The 14550-nt window shown below is 60.8% G+C and carries 15 protein-coding genes; 8 read left to right on the top strand and 7 right to left on the bottom strand.

Annotation, left to right across the window (positions count from 1 at the left end):
- Positions 1-3: 3 nt before the first annotated feature.
- Entirely contained in the window at positions 4-390 is a 387-nt protein-coding gene (locus HDG32_RS01520; protein WP_184062661.1) for a MerR family transcriptional regulator, read from the bottom strand.
- Positions 391-476: 86 nt separating this feature from the next.
- Here HDG32_RS01520 and HDG32_RS01515 point away from each other — a divergent pair, with 86 nt between their 5' ends.
- A complete protein-coding gene (locus tag HDG32_RS01515) occupies positions 477-1385 on the top strand; it encodes an alpha/beta fold hydrolase (protein ID WP_184062659.1) in 909 nt (302 codons plus the stop codon).
- 25 nt (positions 1386-1410) lie between these two features.
- Positions 1411-2310 (top strand): alpha/beta fold hydrolase, encoded by a 900-nt coding sequence (locus HDG32_RS01510; RefSeq protein ID WP_184062658.1) that lies wholly within the window; start codon positions 1411-1413, stop codon positions 2308-2310.
- A gap of 331 nt (positions 2311-2641) precedes the next feature.
- Here the strand turns inward: HDG32_RS01510 and HDG32_RS01505 are convergent, their stop codons facing one another.
- The 5 genes from HDG32_RS01505 to HDG32_RS01485 all read right to left on the bottom strand — a co-directional run bounded on the left by HDG32_RS01505 (position 2642) and on the right by HDG32_RS01485 (position 7920).
- Positions 2642-3097 carry a thioesterase family protein gene (locus HDG32_RS01505; RefSeq protein WP_184062656.1) on the bottom strand — a complete coding sequence of 152 codons (456 nt, stop codon included), beginning with the start codon at positions 3095-3097 and terminating at the stop codon, positions 2642-2644.
- A gap of 56 nt (positions 3098-3153) precedes the next feature.
- Positions 3154-4512, bottom strand: a complete 1359-nt coding sequence (locus HDG32_RS01500) for an FAD-binding oxidoreductase (protein ID WP_184062654.1) — start codon at positions 4510-4512, stop codon at positions 3154-3156.
- A 450-nt stretch (positions 4513-4962) separates the two neighbouring features.
- On the bottom strand, positions 4963-5232 hold the full coding sequence (locus tag HDG32_RS01495; protein WP_184062652.1) for a hypothetical protein: 270 nt from the start codon (positions 5230-5232) through the stop codon (positions 4963-4965).
- A 375-nt stretch (positions 5233-5607) separates the two neighbouring features.
- On the bottom strand, positions 5608-6408 hold the full coding sequence (locus HDG32_RS01490) for a class I SAM-dependent methyltransferase (RefSeq protein WP_184062650.1): 801 nt from the start codon (positions 6406-6408) through the stop codon (positions 5608-5610).
- 84 nt (positions 6409-6492) lie between these two features.
- Positions 6493-7920 (bottom strand): NAD(P)/FAD-dependent oxidoreductase, encoded by a 1428-nt coding sequence (locus tag HDG32_RS01485; RefSeq protein ID WP_184062648.1) that lies wholly within the window; start codon positions 7918-7920, stop codon positions 6493-6495.
- 459 nt (positions 7921-8379) lie between these two features.
- Here HDG32_RS01485 and asnB point away from each other — a divergent pair, with 459 nt between their 5' ends.
- From asnB to HDG32_RS01455, 6 genes are all read left to right on the top strand, one after another.
- Positions 8380-10215, top strand: a complete 1836-nt coding sequence (gene asnB / locus HDG32_RS01480; RefSeq protein ID WP_184062646.1) for an asparagine synthase (glutamine-hydrolyzing) — start codon at positions 8380-8382, stop codon at positions 10213-10215.
- A 212-nt stretch (positions 10216-10427) separates the two neighbouring features.
- Entirely contained in the window at positions 10428-10907 is a 480-nt protein-coding gene (locus HDG32_RS01475; RefSeq protein WP_184062644.1) for a nuclear transport factor 2 family protein, read from the top strand.
- Between the two features lie 59 nt (positions 10908-10966).
- Positions 10967-11110, top strand: coding sequence for a hypothetical protein (locus HDG32_RS01470; protein WP_221307583.1), 144 nt, complete (start codon positions 10967-10969; stop codon positions 11108-11110).
- Positions 11111-11446: 336 nt separating this feature from the next.
- The gene (locus HDG32_RS01465; RefSeq protein WP_221307582.1) at positions 11447-12826 is read left to right on the top strand and encodes an FAD-binding oxidoreductase; all 1380 of its coding nucleotides are present in this window, start codon (positions 11447-11449) and stop codon (positions 12824-12826) included.
- Between the two features lie 47 nt (positions 12827-12873).
- A complete protein-coding gene (locus HDG32_RS01460; RefSeq protein WP_184062643.1) occupies positions 12874-13236 on the top strand; it encodes a hypothetical protein in 363 nt (120 codons plus the stop codon).
- Positions 13233-13598 (top strand): nuclear transport factor 2 family protein, encoded by a 366-nt coding sequence (locus HDG32_RS01455; RefSeq protein ID WP_184062641.1) that lies wholly within the window; start codon positions 13233-13235, stop codon positions 13596-13598. The genes HDG32_RS01460 and HDG32_RS01455 overlap by 4 nt, the downstream gene beginning before the upstream one ends.
- Positions 13599-14059: 461 nt before the next feature.
- On the opposite strand, the gene HDG32_RS01450 is transcribed toward HDG32_RS01455, so the two are convergent.
- Positions 14060-14236 carry a hypothetical protein gene (locus HDG32_RS01450; protein WP_167368717.1) on the bottom strand — a complete coding sequence of 59 codons (177 nt, stop codon included), beginning with the start codon at positions 14234-14236 and terminating at the stop codon, positions 14060-14062.
- Between the last annotated feature and the right edge of the window lie 314 nt (positions 14237-14550).

Raw genomic sequence — 14550 nt, 5'->3', positions numbered from 1 at the left:
GCGTCAGTCGACGGGCGGTACCGCACCTTCGACCAAGGTCTTGATGAGCCGCGCGCGACGCTTTTCGAGGTCCGCGATCTGACGATCGATGGCTTCGAGCCGTATCCGCTGGACGTCGGTGATCTGGTCGCACGAGCGTGCGCCTTCGATCAGAAGCATGCAGTCCGGAAAGCCGCGAATATCGTCGATGGTGAAACCGGTCGCGATCATGCGCTGAATCTGCTTGACCTGCGTGACTGCCTTCCCGGGGAACATGCGATAGCCATTGCTCGCACGTACCGAGGTGAGCAGACCGTGTTCGTCGTAGTGCCGGATCGATCGCACGCTCGCGCCGGTGAGTTGCGAGAGTTGTCCGATCGTCAGCAGTTCCTGTGGAGGCTTGTCTTTCATGAAAAGCAGGCTAACACAATTCGCTTGACTCTTACATCAGTGTGAGGGTTGAGACTCGGCGCAGTGACACTCTCCAAGGAAGGGCAATGAGCTTACGAACGTTCCCTCACTTTCTGGTTTCCACGCGTTCGGCGGCGACCTTGTTCGCGTCCGCACCCGACGCCATCGCAGCACCGACCAGCTATACAATTGCATCGACGGATGGCGTAAGGCTGGCGGTTGAGGAAAGCGGTAACCCGAACGGCCCGCCAATTATTCTGGTGCACGGGCTGCTTGGCAGCCGCCTGAACTGGGAGGAGCAGGTCCGCAGTCCAGAATTACGCCAATACCGGATCATTACATACGATCTGCGCGGCCACGGTCTGTCGGACAAGCCATCCGGCCCGCAGGCATATCACGACGGAACCCGTTGGGGGGACGACCTCGCAGCGGTAATCCACGGTTCACACGCGCGCAAGCCCGTCGTAGTCGGCTGGTCGCTCGGCGGCGTGGTGATATCAAACTACCTCGCCAGGTATGGCGACCGCGCGATCGCGGGCGCCGTGTATGTCGATGGCGTGGTCGAGCTCGCTCCGGGTCAGATCGTCGATCAGCCCGACATTTATCGGGACATGAATTCGCCCGATCTGAAGACGCATCTGGACGGTGAGCGCACCTTCGTCGGCCTTTGTTTCAACCATCGGCCTGACGCCGACACATTCGACCGGCTGCTCGCGAACGCCGCCATGGCATCGTGGGACATGCAGAAGGAAGTGCCGACGATGACGGTTTTTGCCGCGGAGGGGCTCGGCAAGGCGCGTGTGCCGCTGCTTTTTATCTACGGCGGTCATGACGCGCTGGTCGACACTCACGCGACGCTGGCCCGCGCGACCGCGCTGAATCCGCACATCGTCAGCAAGGTCTATGCGGACTCGGGGCACGCGCCGTTCATCGAGGAAGCCGAGCGTTTCAATCGCGATCTGGCCGAGTTCGTCAGGTCGGCGTCGCAGCAATGAAGTCACGTTTTACGAGGAGATAACCATGGAGCATGAAGTCGGGAAGGACTTCTTTCCGGGCTTCGCGAGGCTTGACGTCGAAGCAGACGATGTCTCGTTTTGCGGCAGGAGCGGCGGGAGCGGATCGCCGGTTTTGCTTTTGCACGGGTACCCGCAAACTCACGTCGCGTGGCGATTGATTGCGCCGACGCTCGCGAAGTCGCACACCGTCATCGTGCCGGATTTGCCAGGGTACGGCGACAGCCGCACCCGCAACGATCAGCCGCGATGGACCAAACGTCGCGTAGCCGGCGCGCTCGTCGCGCTGATGGGCCGGCTCGGGCACGAGCGCTTCGCAGTGGTCGGGCATGATCGGGGCGCTCGGGCGGGATACCGGCTTGCGCTCGACCATCCTCGACGCGTCGCCGCGTATGCCTCGTTGACCGTGATACCGACGCTCGATGCATTCGCAACTATCGACAAGACGTTCGCGTTGAACGCCTGGCACTGGTTCTTCCTGGCACAGCCGGGCGATCTCCCGGAGCGGATGCTTGCGGCTGATCCGGATGCTTATCTCGACACTGCACTGGCGAAGATGGCGGGCGGTCCGGAGCGGATCGATCCTTGGGCCCTCGACGTTTATCGAAGCGCGTTCAGGAATCCGCACGTGCGCCACGCCATGTGCGAAGACTATCGCGCCGCCGCTTCCGAGGACCTGGAGCACGATGCGAGCGATTTGGCTGCAGGCCGAAGGCTTGCCTGTCCGGTCCTGGTACTGTGGAGCGAGAGCGAACAGAAGGCGAGAAGCACTCTGCCCCTCGACGCGTGGTCCCGATGGGCAGCGAACGTGACGGGCAAGGGATTGCCCGGCGGCCATCTGCTGCCCGAGGATGCGCCGAATGAGGTGTTGACGTCCCTTGAGAATTTTTTGGTCGGACAGGTTTAGCGTTGGCTACCGTGAAGACATTGACGATTCGGAGATCGATGGGCAGCAAGATCCCGAAAGTAGATCAATCACGATAACGTGATCCATCGATATCGCGCCCGCAAGCAGTCTATAGAGCGAATGACTGCTTCAGCTCCAAAAGCGCAAATAAGGAGGCCGGGTCAGTGAACGGCCGAGAAGGGTCGGACAGCGCCCGCAAAGTGTCATTCGGCGTAGCGCCGGTCGGCCGTTCAGACGTCCGTTCCACTCTTCAAACGGTCATTGGTCTTCCAAAGGCGCGCGTTGCCTGACCGGACCAGGACTTAACTCCGACGGAACCGGAGCCGAGGGCTCAACTCGATTGCGCTCGGTTTACGCTGCTCGGCAATTCGACAAAATCCTCGGTCTTGTCCAATGCATGCATCGCATCGAGCAGGGCGGGAGGTGGACACGTCAGCTTGCGCTTTTCCAGATCGAGCCAACCAACCGCTGAGGTCACGCGGGCCACCAGCTTGCCTTCGCGAAGAAACTCGTTGCACAACAGCGTACGGCTTCCATCGGCAGACAGGCCAGCGAGCGCAAAGCCTACTGTTATCCGATCAAGCAGATGGATCTCGCGAAAATATTCGATCTCGTCCTTCATTACCACCGGTCCGATACGGAGCTTCATGAACTCCGACATCGAAAAACCCTGTTTCGCGAAGTACAGCATCCGCGCATCGACCGACTTGTCGAGATAGGCGGTGTTGCGCATATGTGAGTTGAAATCCATGTCGCCCCAGCCGGCGAAGAGTTCCGTCTCGAACATAGTGTGGCCTTACAATAGGTGTTGCGTGATATCTTCCTGCCGGTCTTGTGTTCGCATCACGGGAGTGGAATGGCCTTAAGAACGCCTGAAGGGTTGAATTGCTCTTTAACGCTCGCTAGACGCGCGGCGTTAGGTCCATAGGCGCACGCGATTTGTTCTGCGGACGTGTCGGGTAGCAGGTTGGCGTACCCGCCCGGGAGTGCTGTCGGGCTAAGCGCCGCGTTGAGCCTATGTGCCCACGCCCGATGGGGTTCAGCGTCATCCCTCTCAGGCGTCCAGGTCGCATAGATCAAGGCCGTAAAGTGAGGCTTGCGCATCCCAAACGCGGTATCCTCGGGAGCGACGTCGGTTGCTGCTCCGTGGCAGTGGTGAATGATGATTGACGTGAGCGGCGAGGTACGGGCCTCGAACGCAGAGACAAGAGCGTCGATTGTGGCCGGGCCGAGCGCGTCGAACCATCTGGTCGCGACCTCGTAACCGCGGCCTTGCGCGAGCTTCCCGTCGGTGAGAGACAAGAGGCTTGACGCCGGCATCGGAACGGCCTTGACGAGAAGCGGAGTTCCCACGGACCCGACCCTGGCCAGAATTGCCTCGCCGGTCGCCACCTCGCCTGACCAGACCATGGAAAACACGACGACCGGTTTGCCATCAGGTACAGGCGACAGGACGGCAGAGGCGAACAGATTGGCGGGTGCCTGACTTGCCACGTCCGCAAAGCGAGCCAACACCGCGCGCGCGTCTGCCAAAGGGAAGACTATCGTGCCACTGAGCACCGTTCCGGGATCGTACAGGCGCAGCCGCATGGCGGTGACGACGCCGAAGTTCCCACCGCCGCCTCGCAAGGCCCAGAACAGATCGGCGTTGCGCTCTGCGTCGCAGACGACAATCCTCCCGTCAGGCAGCACGACCTCCGCGGACAGAAGGCTGTCGCAGGCCAGGCCAAAGCGTGTCATGAGCGGGCCGTACCCCCCACCGAGGACGAGGCCGGTCATGCTGACCGCGCCGTCATTGCCGATCACTGCCGCGAGGCCATGCTCGCCCGCAGCCTGATTGAGTTGGGCTGCCGTGACACCGCCGCCGATCATGACCTCGCGACTATCGGCGTCGATCGCGAGTTTCGCCATCCTTGATATGTCGAGGATGACGGTGCCTTCGCGGAGTGAGCGACCGGCCCAGTCCTGCCCGCCGTTGTAGATAGATATTGGGACGTGAGCGTCGTTGGTTACGCGCAATGCACGACTCACCTTCTCGGTGGTATCGCAGCGCGCCAGGAGCAATGGCCGTGGGCAAAGCGCGCCGTTCCACCAGCGCGGCGAAACATTTGCCCAGTCGCTCGGTTCGACGACTTCGAATCCCACTTCTCTGAGAACTTCAGCCAACCTGAGGAGGTCAGCGCTTGTGTGGTTAGCATTCATTGAACTCTCCCGCTCACTGTTCCGAAAGTTGTAGCAGGGTCCGTGCCGCCTTGAGCGCGATGTGGCGGGTCCGAATCCATTGAGGGGCGACAACAGGCTGTCCCCGTGCCGAGGCCGTCCGGTCTCTTTCAATGTTACCGCTTTCCCCTGGGGGCATCATTGGACCGCGTGCGGCCAACTCCGGACGTTCGACTCGTTGCTGTGAACCGTTGACAATCACCGCGCTCGATCCAGCGAGTCGACGGCCCCAATATTTAGCGACCTCGTGGAGCATGCCGGAGCTCATTTCGCAAGACTGGATGTGGTCGCGATGCAAACCATCGGCATTTCTGCTGTCGCAACGGATTACTTGCGTTCCCCAAAATGCACGTCCACTATGCGGAGTGAACGGTTTGTGGTCTTGCATCTTTGCGCAGCAATAGATTGCTAATGTCATGAGTTATAAATTCGCTAAACAAGCAGCGAGCCGCAATCCCGCTGCAAATCATGAACGCTCATCGCAGGACGTTCGACCGCAGGTGGAAACACGCACCACACACCGTCATCGTGGAGGAAGAAATAGATTGCCAATGTGCCTGCTGGCCGCAATGCCTCCACACATACATAGCGCCGCTGATTTGAGTTCATGCGGCCGAACCGGGTCACCCGGGCCGACATGGCCGCAGTCGGCCCAAGCCATTTTTCGACCAGCAGACGTAAAGAGCTCTTTATCGTACTCATCGACCGCTCCTTCAACTTCGCATCTCGTTGATGCAGCTAGCTCCCCGTTTTGTTAGGGGCTACGAATGGCTGGCCAAAGTGTCGTATGCGAATTTCCAACTCATGGCACTAGTTCGGCTTCAGGCACTACACGATAGTTTGGTGTAAGCAAGCGATACAGCGCCTCCCTCAGGCCAGAAGAGGCACTCCCGATCAGGCGGCGACCGGGATAAGTCACCAAGGCGGCAAGGCTCCGTAGCTGTCGGCAGTCAGCGCGCTCGCGCCCGACACCCGCCACGACCCGGGAACAAAGTTTCCAGCCAATATCCAATGTTTGGTCTGTGCAGCCATCTGCGACAAGAGCAGGTCGAGCAGTTTGTCCGCACAGGCATCACCTCATTTCGACTTGCGCCCGACTGCGATGAGCGCCGATGAAGGCAGGTTGATTGAGCCGTCCGACTCTGCATACGCCTGGAAAGCCGCTTTCAGAGCGGGTTGGAGCCGCGCGTGTTGCTCGTCTGTCAAGGCCGCATAGTTCGGCGCGAAGTGAAATAATGGGCCGAATTCCTCCAACAAGGCGTCGACCGAAGCAGCACTTTGGATCGTCTCGCAAACCGTCACGGTGACGTCGGAGCAGCCACTTTCAATCACGGCGCCTCGCAAGCTCGTTTGCGACCACTCATTCAGGCCATTTTCGCCCCACAGCGATCGGCCGGGGAAGACGCGGCTGAACACGCCATCCAGAATCACCATCGGCGTGGCGCCAACCCGGCTTGGCCAGGCTGCCACAACGACCCGCCCATTGGCCCGCACGACGCGCACCATCTCAGCCAAACCCGCCCGCCACGACGCAAACAACATCACGCCAAAGATCGAAAACGCCGCGTCGAAACTCGCGTCACCGGCGTCGAGTGAAGCGCCGTCCATCACTCGCGCCTCACATTCCGGGAACGGACGTAATCGTTCGCTGGTCCGCGCTACCATGGCAGGCGCGATATCGGTGGCAAGAACCCGGGCCCCCATAGCCGCTACAATCAGCGCAAGTGCGCCCGTACCGGTCGCCACGTCGATCACCTGCTCGTTACTGCCTACGCCAGATAAAACCGCTGCCCGCTCGCAAAAACGGCTGGTCAGTGGTTCAGCAAACCGCTCATACGGGTTCGCCAATGAGTTGAAGTCCGGCATGTCTTCGGTCATGAACGCGCTCCTGTCAGAATTGGGTTGACGTATGGCACTGCGGCGGAACGCAACCCGTCTGCGACCTTCGCTATGGACATCTGATTAGCTTGCATCTGCGTAGCCTGGGTTTGCGCCTGAGGCGGAAGGCTCGCTGCGCCGGGCGCCGTGTGGCCCTACACACGCTTTGACCTCTTCACTCGTCACCTTGCGCATGACCTCCGGCGCCTTTAACGCGCTGACCGGCTTCAACAGGTTCAACACCTCGATAAGCAGTTTATGAATATCAGGATCCTGGTGCGCCGCCTGGGTGACCGCAATATGGTGCTCAATGGATTTCTCCAAATCGGCCGGGCGTTTGCCCCGCGCGTCGGGATAGGCCAGATCCGGCAACGCAGCCAGCGTCCACGGGTTCTCGACAATCGACTCGATCGCTAACAGGAACTCACTGCTGAGTGTGGCAAGCGGATCGGCATCGCCGGCGTGCGCCGCGAGCAGATTTCGCAACACGACAGCTTCCTGCGCGGCGGCGCTCATTCCCTGTCCATAGACCGGATTGAAACGGCACACTGAATCGGCGATCGGGATCAGTCCGCGAGGAAAGTCGTTGGAGCTGTCGAAGTGACGCCGCCGACTTTCAGGGAACGCAAACTTTTCGATGTGGCCGTGCAGGGTGGCGTTTTTGATCGCGTGATACACGGTGGCAGTCGGCAGGCTTGCGGCGTAGTCGGCGAATGCGTCGCCGTCGGCGGGCGGCGTGTCTGTGCCTCGTCCTCCGAGTGCCGCGAACCACTTGCCGTCTTCACGCAGAAGCACGATACCCATACGGCTTTCTTCCGGCGCCTTGGGCATGGTGTACATGACCTTCATGTCGGGAGTCGCATCGGGCGCAATCGTATAGACCGCGGTCGAGTAACCGAAGTCGACGCCGATGACCGTCTCCTCAGGCATGGGTCGGCCGGTAGCCTCAAGTAAGTCCAGCGTAGGCTTGCCGCGTCCGGACGCATCGACGACGAGGTCGGCCGGCAATATCTCCAGCTTGCCCCCGCCGGTCTTGTACGAAACCGAAGCGACCGAATTGCCGTCAGGCGTGGCGCCGATGGCGACGACGCGACACCCGTCGCGAAAGACGACGTTCGGGCGTTCATGCACACGACGACGCACGGCAAGCTCGAGCAGCGGACGCGTCATCGTAAAGGTTGCTACACCGAGACTGCGAGCCGGAAACGGATCCTGTCCTGGATACTCAAGGTATACCTCGAGACCCGAGTCGACCGAGTGGGCGCCTGCCTGCACGAGTGTGGATGAAAAACCCGGAAACAGGTCGCACAGTGCCTTGAAGCCGCCGGCAAGCAGCCCATGCGGGTGCTTGCCCTGCGGCACGCCAGGCCGAGGCGTCGAGTCGGACGGAAGCGCATCCCGTTCGAGCACGACGACTTCCCTGAAGTAGTCGGCAAGCGCCTGTGCTGCGGGCAGTCCGCCCATTCCTGCGCCAATGACAACTGCTCGTTCACCTGAAAAACGATTCGGCATCCTAGCTCCTGCGACGTTAATTGGAAGTAAAGCACCTGCTCGGCGTAACGTGCACCACGATGAATTCTTGTGAGCGGGACAGTCCGCGACTCAGCGGACTTAGCTAGAAAACAGCCGTAGCAGTGGCTTTATTCCGTGCCGCGGGAGAAGGGCGCGATGCTGTTTTCAGGGAGCCGTCTACAACAAAGGAAGACTGAGTGCGCCGGAAGACCGTCAAGAAACAGGAGGCGCATGACCGCTTCTGGCCGCTTTTGCAAATGCTCTGTCTCCAGCAGAGTGTCACAACATCGTCAACAGAACCAGACATCTACCTATCCGCCAAATACCGCGGAATTTTCTATCTTGTGAGGTGTTATCCGAGGAAGCAATGCAACCGCTTCGTCTGGATCCGTTTGATTTCAGATAGCTAGATGACGATCGGCCTGTTGCATGTCTTTCAGATTGCAAGGGAGATGCACGATGTGTGGAATCGCTGGCTGGGTAGATTACGACCGCGACCTGAACGAGCAAAAACCGATCATTGAGGCAATGACACGCACGATGGCACTGCGCGGGCCCGACGCGCAGGGCATCTGGATCGACCGCCACGCAGCACTGGGACACCGCAGGCTTTCCGTCATCGATCTCGAAGGCGGAGCGCAACCAATGCAAGCTGCGGAAGAAGGTAAAGCGGTTGCATGCCTGACCTACAGCGGCGAAGTGTACAACTTCGTTGAACTACGCGACGAGTTGATGAAGCGCGGCCATCGCTTTACGAGCCGCAGCGATACCGAAGTCGTGTTGCGCAGCTACCTCGAGTGGGGCGAGTCATTTGTCGATCGTCTGGTTGGTATCTATGCGTTCGCGATCTGGGATACGCGCAAAGAGGAGTTGCTGCTGGTGCGCGACCGTGTAGGCGTGAAGCCGCTGTTCTATCAACCCTTCGGCAGCGGCGTGCTGTTCGGTTCCGAGCCAAAAGCGATTCTGGCTCATCCGGATATTGTCCCGCGAGTGGGGCTGGAAGGGTTGCGGCACGTAATCAGCATGTTCCGCATGCCCGGCGACGCGGTATACGAAGGCATGCGCGAAGTGATGCCTGGACACCTGGTGCGCGTGTCGCGCAGTGGCATCGCGCAACGGTCCTACTGGAAGCTCGAGGGTTACGAACATACCGATTCGCTGGGTGTCACGATCGAAACGATTCGTGGACACCTCGACCGGATCATGCGCCAGCAGACCGTTGCCGACGTTCCGCTTTGCAGCCTGCTTTCGGGCGGGCTCGATTCGTCGTTGGTCACGGCGATGGCCGATCGGATATTGCGCCAACGAAGCGGCCGGGCAGTGCACTCCTACTCGGTCGATTTTGCGGACCATGGGCAGGCGTTCGCCAAGGACCCGTACCGCGATACCGCCGATACGCCGTTCGTGCGTGAGTTCGTCAAGCAGGTGAATACGCGGCACACCGAGGTCGTGTTGAACGACCGCGAGCTCGCGAACATGCAAGTGCGGCGTGCCGTTGTCGACGCGCTCGACTCGGCATGGTTCGTCGGCGGCGACCTGTTCCCATCGCTCTATCTACTCTTCAAGGCAGTGCGCGAGAATTCGACGGTCGCATTGTCCGGCGAGGCCGCCGACGAAGTGTTCGGCGGCTATAGATGGTTTCACACGCCGGAAACCGTCAACCTCGACACGTTCCCCTGGATGCGGGTTGCGCCGTCGAAGCTCGACACGCTGTTGTCGCCGGACCTGTCAAAGGAGCTGCGACTGAAGGAGTATGAGGCCGACTGTTACGCCCAGGCACTCCGCGCAGTACCGCATGTCGGCAAGACGGGCGCCGAAAAGCGTATGCGCGAGATATGCCACCTCCATCTGATCAACTGGCTCCCCATCCTGCTAGACCGGAAGGACAGGATGAGCATGGCTGTAGGCCTCGAAGTGCGCGTGCCATTCTGCGACCACGAACTGATGCAGTACGTATTCAACACGCCGTGGAGCATGAAGACGTTCGATGGTCGCGAGAAGAGCCTGCTGCGCGCAGCGGCAGGCGACGTCGTGCCCACGGCGATTCTCAAACGCGTGAAAAGCCCCTATCCGGCCACGCAAGACCCAGCGTATGAACGCGCTTTGCGTGACTGCATGGGCAGCGTGATCTCGAAGGCGTCGCCGCGCACGGCACAGACTTTCGACGTGGACGCGGTTCGTAAGCTGATCGATCAACCGCTGAACGAAGTTAGCATCGGTTGGGAGCGAGGGGACATCGATCACGCGCTCGCGATGTCGGACTGGCTGGAAAGGTACGACGTGGAACTTGTATAGGCGAGGTGGCGTTATGAGATTTTAGCGCCGGATGCGCTCTGCCGCCGTCCCTGCCGGCCAACACAACACACGCCGATAAGCTCGCCTTGTAGGGGGCAATCAGACGCATCAAGGATTCGCGGCTCCGATCAAGGGTGCCGATACATGTCATTTGCCTTCGGCAAACACTGATCCGACGTGTAACCAGCCAATGAAACGTTCAAGGAGAACACATGGCGACTACCCAGAATATCGCTGCACGGATCGATGCACTCGAAAGCCAATTCGCGCTGGACCGGCTCATCGCCGCATACAGTCAGGCGTTCGACAATCGCGATGAGGCACTGCTACGCAGCATTTGGCATAGCGATGCGAGTCTGTTACCGGGCGACGCGTTCGGCAACTGTACCGGTATCGATGCCATCATCGAGTCAGCTCACAGGAACTGGGCGCAGATCCCGTACATGCATCACTGGACGGCCAATCCACTGATCGACATTAACGGCGACCTCGCCACGGGCAAGGTGGCGCTCAACGCGCTGGTTACCCATGCGGAGATGGGGCCGGTCCAGATCAGCGGCCTTTATCACGACCGGTTCGAGCGCCGTGACGGCCACTGGGCATTCACGGAGCGCAGATTCGATTTGCACTACGTGACGCCCCTGCCGAACTGGAAACCGGTTGCCGGAATCGAAGCTGCGTCCCAGTCCTGAGCCGAATAGCCAGGCGGATCACCGGGCCGGATCAATGTCCGGAGCAACTTCGGGCCAGTGTGGAGGACACTCTCCGCAGTCTGGGCGTCGACCAGCTTGCCGTCGCCAATCTGCGCCGCCTGGACGTCGGGCCCGGACTGAAGGCCGAAGGTGATCAGGTCGTCGACCTGGATGACCAGCTGGCTGTGAGTTGCGGCTTTTGATCAATATCTCGGTGACATTCATACGTAAGTCCTACGTACTTTTTGTTGGCAACGCCCAGTACCGCTTATGGAATGACGACAGCCCACAAGGTGTTGTATCGATGTGACCGGTCAACTCACATGCACTTCGAGATTGCAGGCCGCCAATGGACGGGTTCGATTGGTAGAGAAAACTCCCCGTCGTGAAGACCAGCCCATCCGGAACGCTGTCGACGCTGGATTTCGGGAGGTTCGGGTCGAGCCGCTGCTCGGCCCGGATTCGATGATTATCGGCGTCCGGTAGGTACCCCAAATTCGCGAATCAATCGTAACGCGAAATCATACGAGGAGTAATTGATGAGTGTAGCGACCACACATACTGCTTCGGAGCTGACCGCGGCGCGTGAACTGCGCGCCATGATGCAGGGAAGAGTCGTGTTGCGCGGCGACGATGACTATGCTCGCACGCGGCGGATATGGAACGGAGCAGTGGAGAACCAGCCTGCGTTATTTGCAGTGTGTGAGACGTCCGCGGACGTCGAGGCGGCCGTGCGTGTCGCGCGTCGCAATGGCCTGCCGCTCTCGGTGCGCGGCGGCGGGCACGACTGGGCAGGCCGTGCCTTGTGCCCGGATGGACTCGTCATTGACCTCGCCAGGATGAGGCAAGTAGTCGTGGACCCGCACTCGCGAGTCGCGACAGTCGCAGGGGGCGCCACGACCAAGGACCTGGCCGTGGCCGCCGGCTCCCACGGCTTAGTCGCGGCATTGGGCAACTGCGGTGCAGTCGGCGTAGCCGGCTTGGCCCTGGGTGGTGGCTATGGCCCTCTTAACGGTCGATACGGTTTGGCAGCGGACAACCTGCTTGGCGCTGAGGTGGTGCTTGCGGATGGGCGGCTCGTGGCCACCGGTCCCGATGAGGAGCCGGAGTTGTTCTGGGCGATCCGAGGCGGTGGCGGCAACTTCGGCGTGGTTACGTCTCTGCGGTTCCGTCTGCACGAGATGCGTCACATGCTCGCGGGGCCAATTGTGTATTCCTGGAGCGAGGCCGAATCGGTGCTGCGCCGCTACGCGGCCTTTGCGGCCACCATGCCTGACGAGCTCGGTGTATCTATGGGAATGCCGTCCGGCCCGGATGGCCAGCCCACGCTATTGTTGTTGCCGCTGTGGAATGGCGACAAGCACAGGGGCGAGCAGATCATACGTGACTTGCAAGCCCTTGGTACACCTCAGCTTGCCCAGGTCGGGCCGACGACCTACGGCGACATGCTTGCCTTGTTCGACGCGGCGGTGGATGCGGCAGACGGCTGCCATTGGGAGACCCGGACGCGCTCACTGCCCGTGCTCACGCCCGGTGCCGTCGATGCGATCATCACGGCGGTCGCCCGCAAGACGTCGCCCTATTCTATGGTCAACTGGCACCACGCCCACGGCGCGGCCACGCGTATCGCTGCAGAGGAGATGGCTTTCGGCTTGCGCCGGGAACATTTTATGGTGGAGATCATCGCCGGTTGGAAGCCCGACGCGGGTAACGGCGCGGAGCACCGGCAATGGGCGCAGGAGCTTTGGGAAGGCCTCGCCCGTTTTGCGTTGCCAGGCGGCTACGCCAATTTCCTGGTACCACGTGATCGAGAACAGGTTCGGGATGCCTACGGCAGCAACGGTGCCCGGCTGAGATCCTTGAAGCGCCGTTTCGATCCCGACGGCGTGTTCGCCTCCGCCATTCCGTTGCCCGACTAGCATGGATGTCCCAGGAGCGCACGACAACCAACTAAAGGGAGAACGTTATGAATATCGCGGAGAAGACAGTCTTGATCGCCGGCGCCAACCGCGGCGTCGGTGAGGCGCTTGTCAAAGAAGCTCTCAATAGAGGAGCGAAAAGAGTTTTTGCGGACACTCGGGGCGCACTTCCAAATACTGACCCACGCGTGACGGCGCTGACGTTGGACGTAACCAACGCTTCGCAGATCCAGGTTGAGCATTCTCTTACCCACCTACGGCTGCACGCCCTGGCGCCACCTCTGGTGCCGCTTGCTCAAGCGGCAAGAACGGAAGCAGAATCGTCCGCACGTGCGGCGCAACGGCGCGGCCTGCAGCAAGACAAGTGGCCGCGCGAGCGGCTGGCATACTTTCACCGGAGGCAACAATGACGCTCGACGAAATCGTGAGCGCGTATTGCGCCGCATGGAACGAGAAGGACGAGGTGGCGCGCACCGCTTTGCTGGAGAAATCCTGGGGCGATAGCGGCGTCTACGAGGATCCGACGAGTGCCGTTCCGCCAGGCCGCGCAGCGCTCCATGCCCATATCGCCGGCTTCCATCGGGCCTATGCGGGCGCAAGACTCGTTCGCACCAGCAGGGCCGACCAGCACCATGGCAAGATTCATTTCACCTGGCAGATGATGTTGCCCGACGGAACCGTTGCCGTCGACGGGCGCGATTTCGGCGAACTCGACACCACGGGACGCATTGCCCATATCGTCGGCTTCTTTGGCCCGCCCCCGGCGCTGTGAGGACGGCCGCGCGCTTTTCTCGTGTGCGGCGCCTCATCCGGCCTTCAGCACCACCCGCTCGATGTCCTGAACGATGACTGGAATAGCCGATCACGACCGGCGCTACGATGGACCGCGTACGCGGGTGCTTTGACCGCCCAGAATGTCGGGCCAATGACTCGCGCCAAGACGCGGACATCCTGGCGTCGCCTCTGCCAAGGAAGCCGCCGTACAGGTGGCGCCGGTTTCTATGTCCGTAGTGGGTCGATCAGCGACATTCGAAACGCCGCTTCTGGACGACCTGTCCCGCCTCCGCTGGCAGGTACCTGCCCAGCTGTGACCAGTATCACCGAATGCGGGGCAGGCTACCTATATCGCAAGATTGTCGGTCACGAACCACGTCTCATCCGTGCTCGCGCCGGACAGCCAATTCACGTCAAGCCACCTTCTAAAGCCCGACGCCATACAAGGGTTGCGGATGCCTACTTGCCGCCGATGCCGACCTTGCCGCGCCCGACCTTTCGATGCGGCACACAGGGGCGCAGCCTCTTCCTTGAGCTAGCCGTCAATGTGACGTGCTCCGCAGGGTAGCGGGTCGTCCTGTTCAGCGCGGCCTGATAGGCGGAATGGCCCGGATCGATGCGCTTGAGAGCTGACATCACTGACTCCTCCTCAGAGGATTCTAGTCCGAAACGGCACGGCGGTTATGTCGCCTTCCTGAACATGCTGTAGTCGAAGTCCGCGACCCGGCGCTCGGCGAACCCGGGCGTGCCCTTGACGATTGCCATGCGCTCGTTCCGGTGTGTGCCCACAGGTAATTATTCGAGCGCGCGGCGCACACGCGCGGGATTCTAACCTTCAATCCAATCGGGACTCGTGCGTCCCTTCCCGGGTGGGGCGGGACACGGCATGCCGTCGGGGCGAAAAAAACCGAATCTCGACGGGCACCCCAAGCAACGCATCCTTTCGGCCA

Origin of the sequence: Paraburkholderia sp. CI2, from assembly GCF_014201055.1 — a bacterium.
Taxonomy (GTDB): Bacteria; Pseudomonadota; Gammaproteobacteria; order Burkholderiales; family Burkholderiaceae; genus Paraburkholderia; species Paraburkholderia tuberum.
Note: the sequence above shows the minus strand (reverse complement) of the source record. Positions and strands in the feature narration are given on the sequence as shown.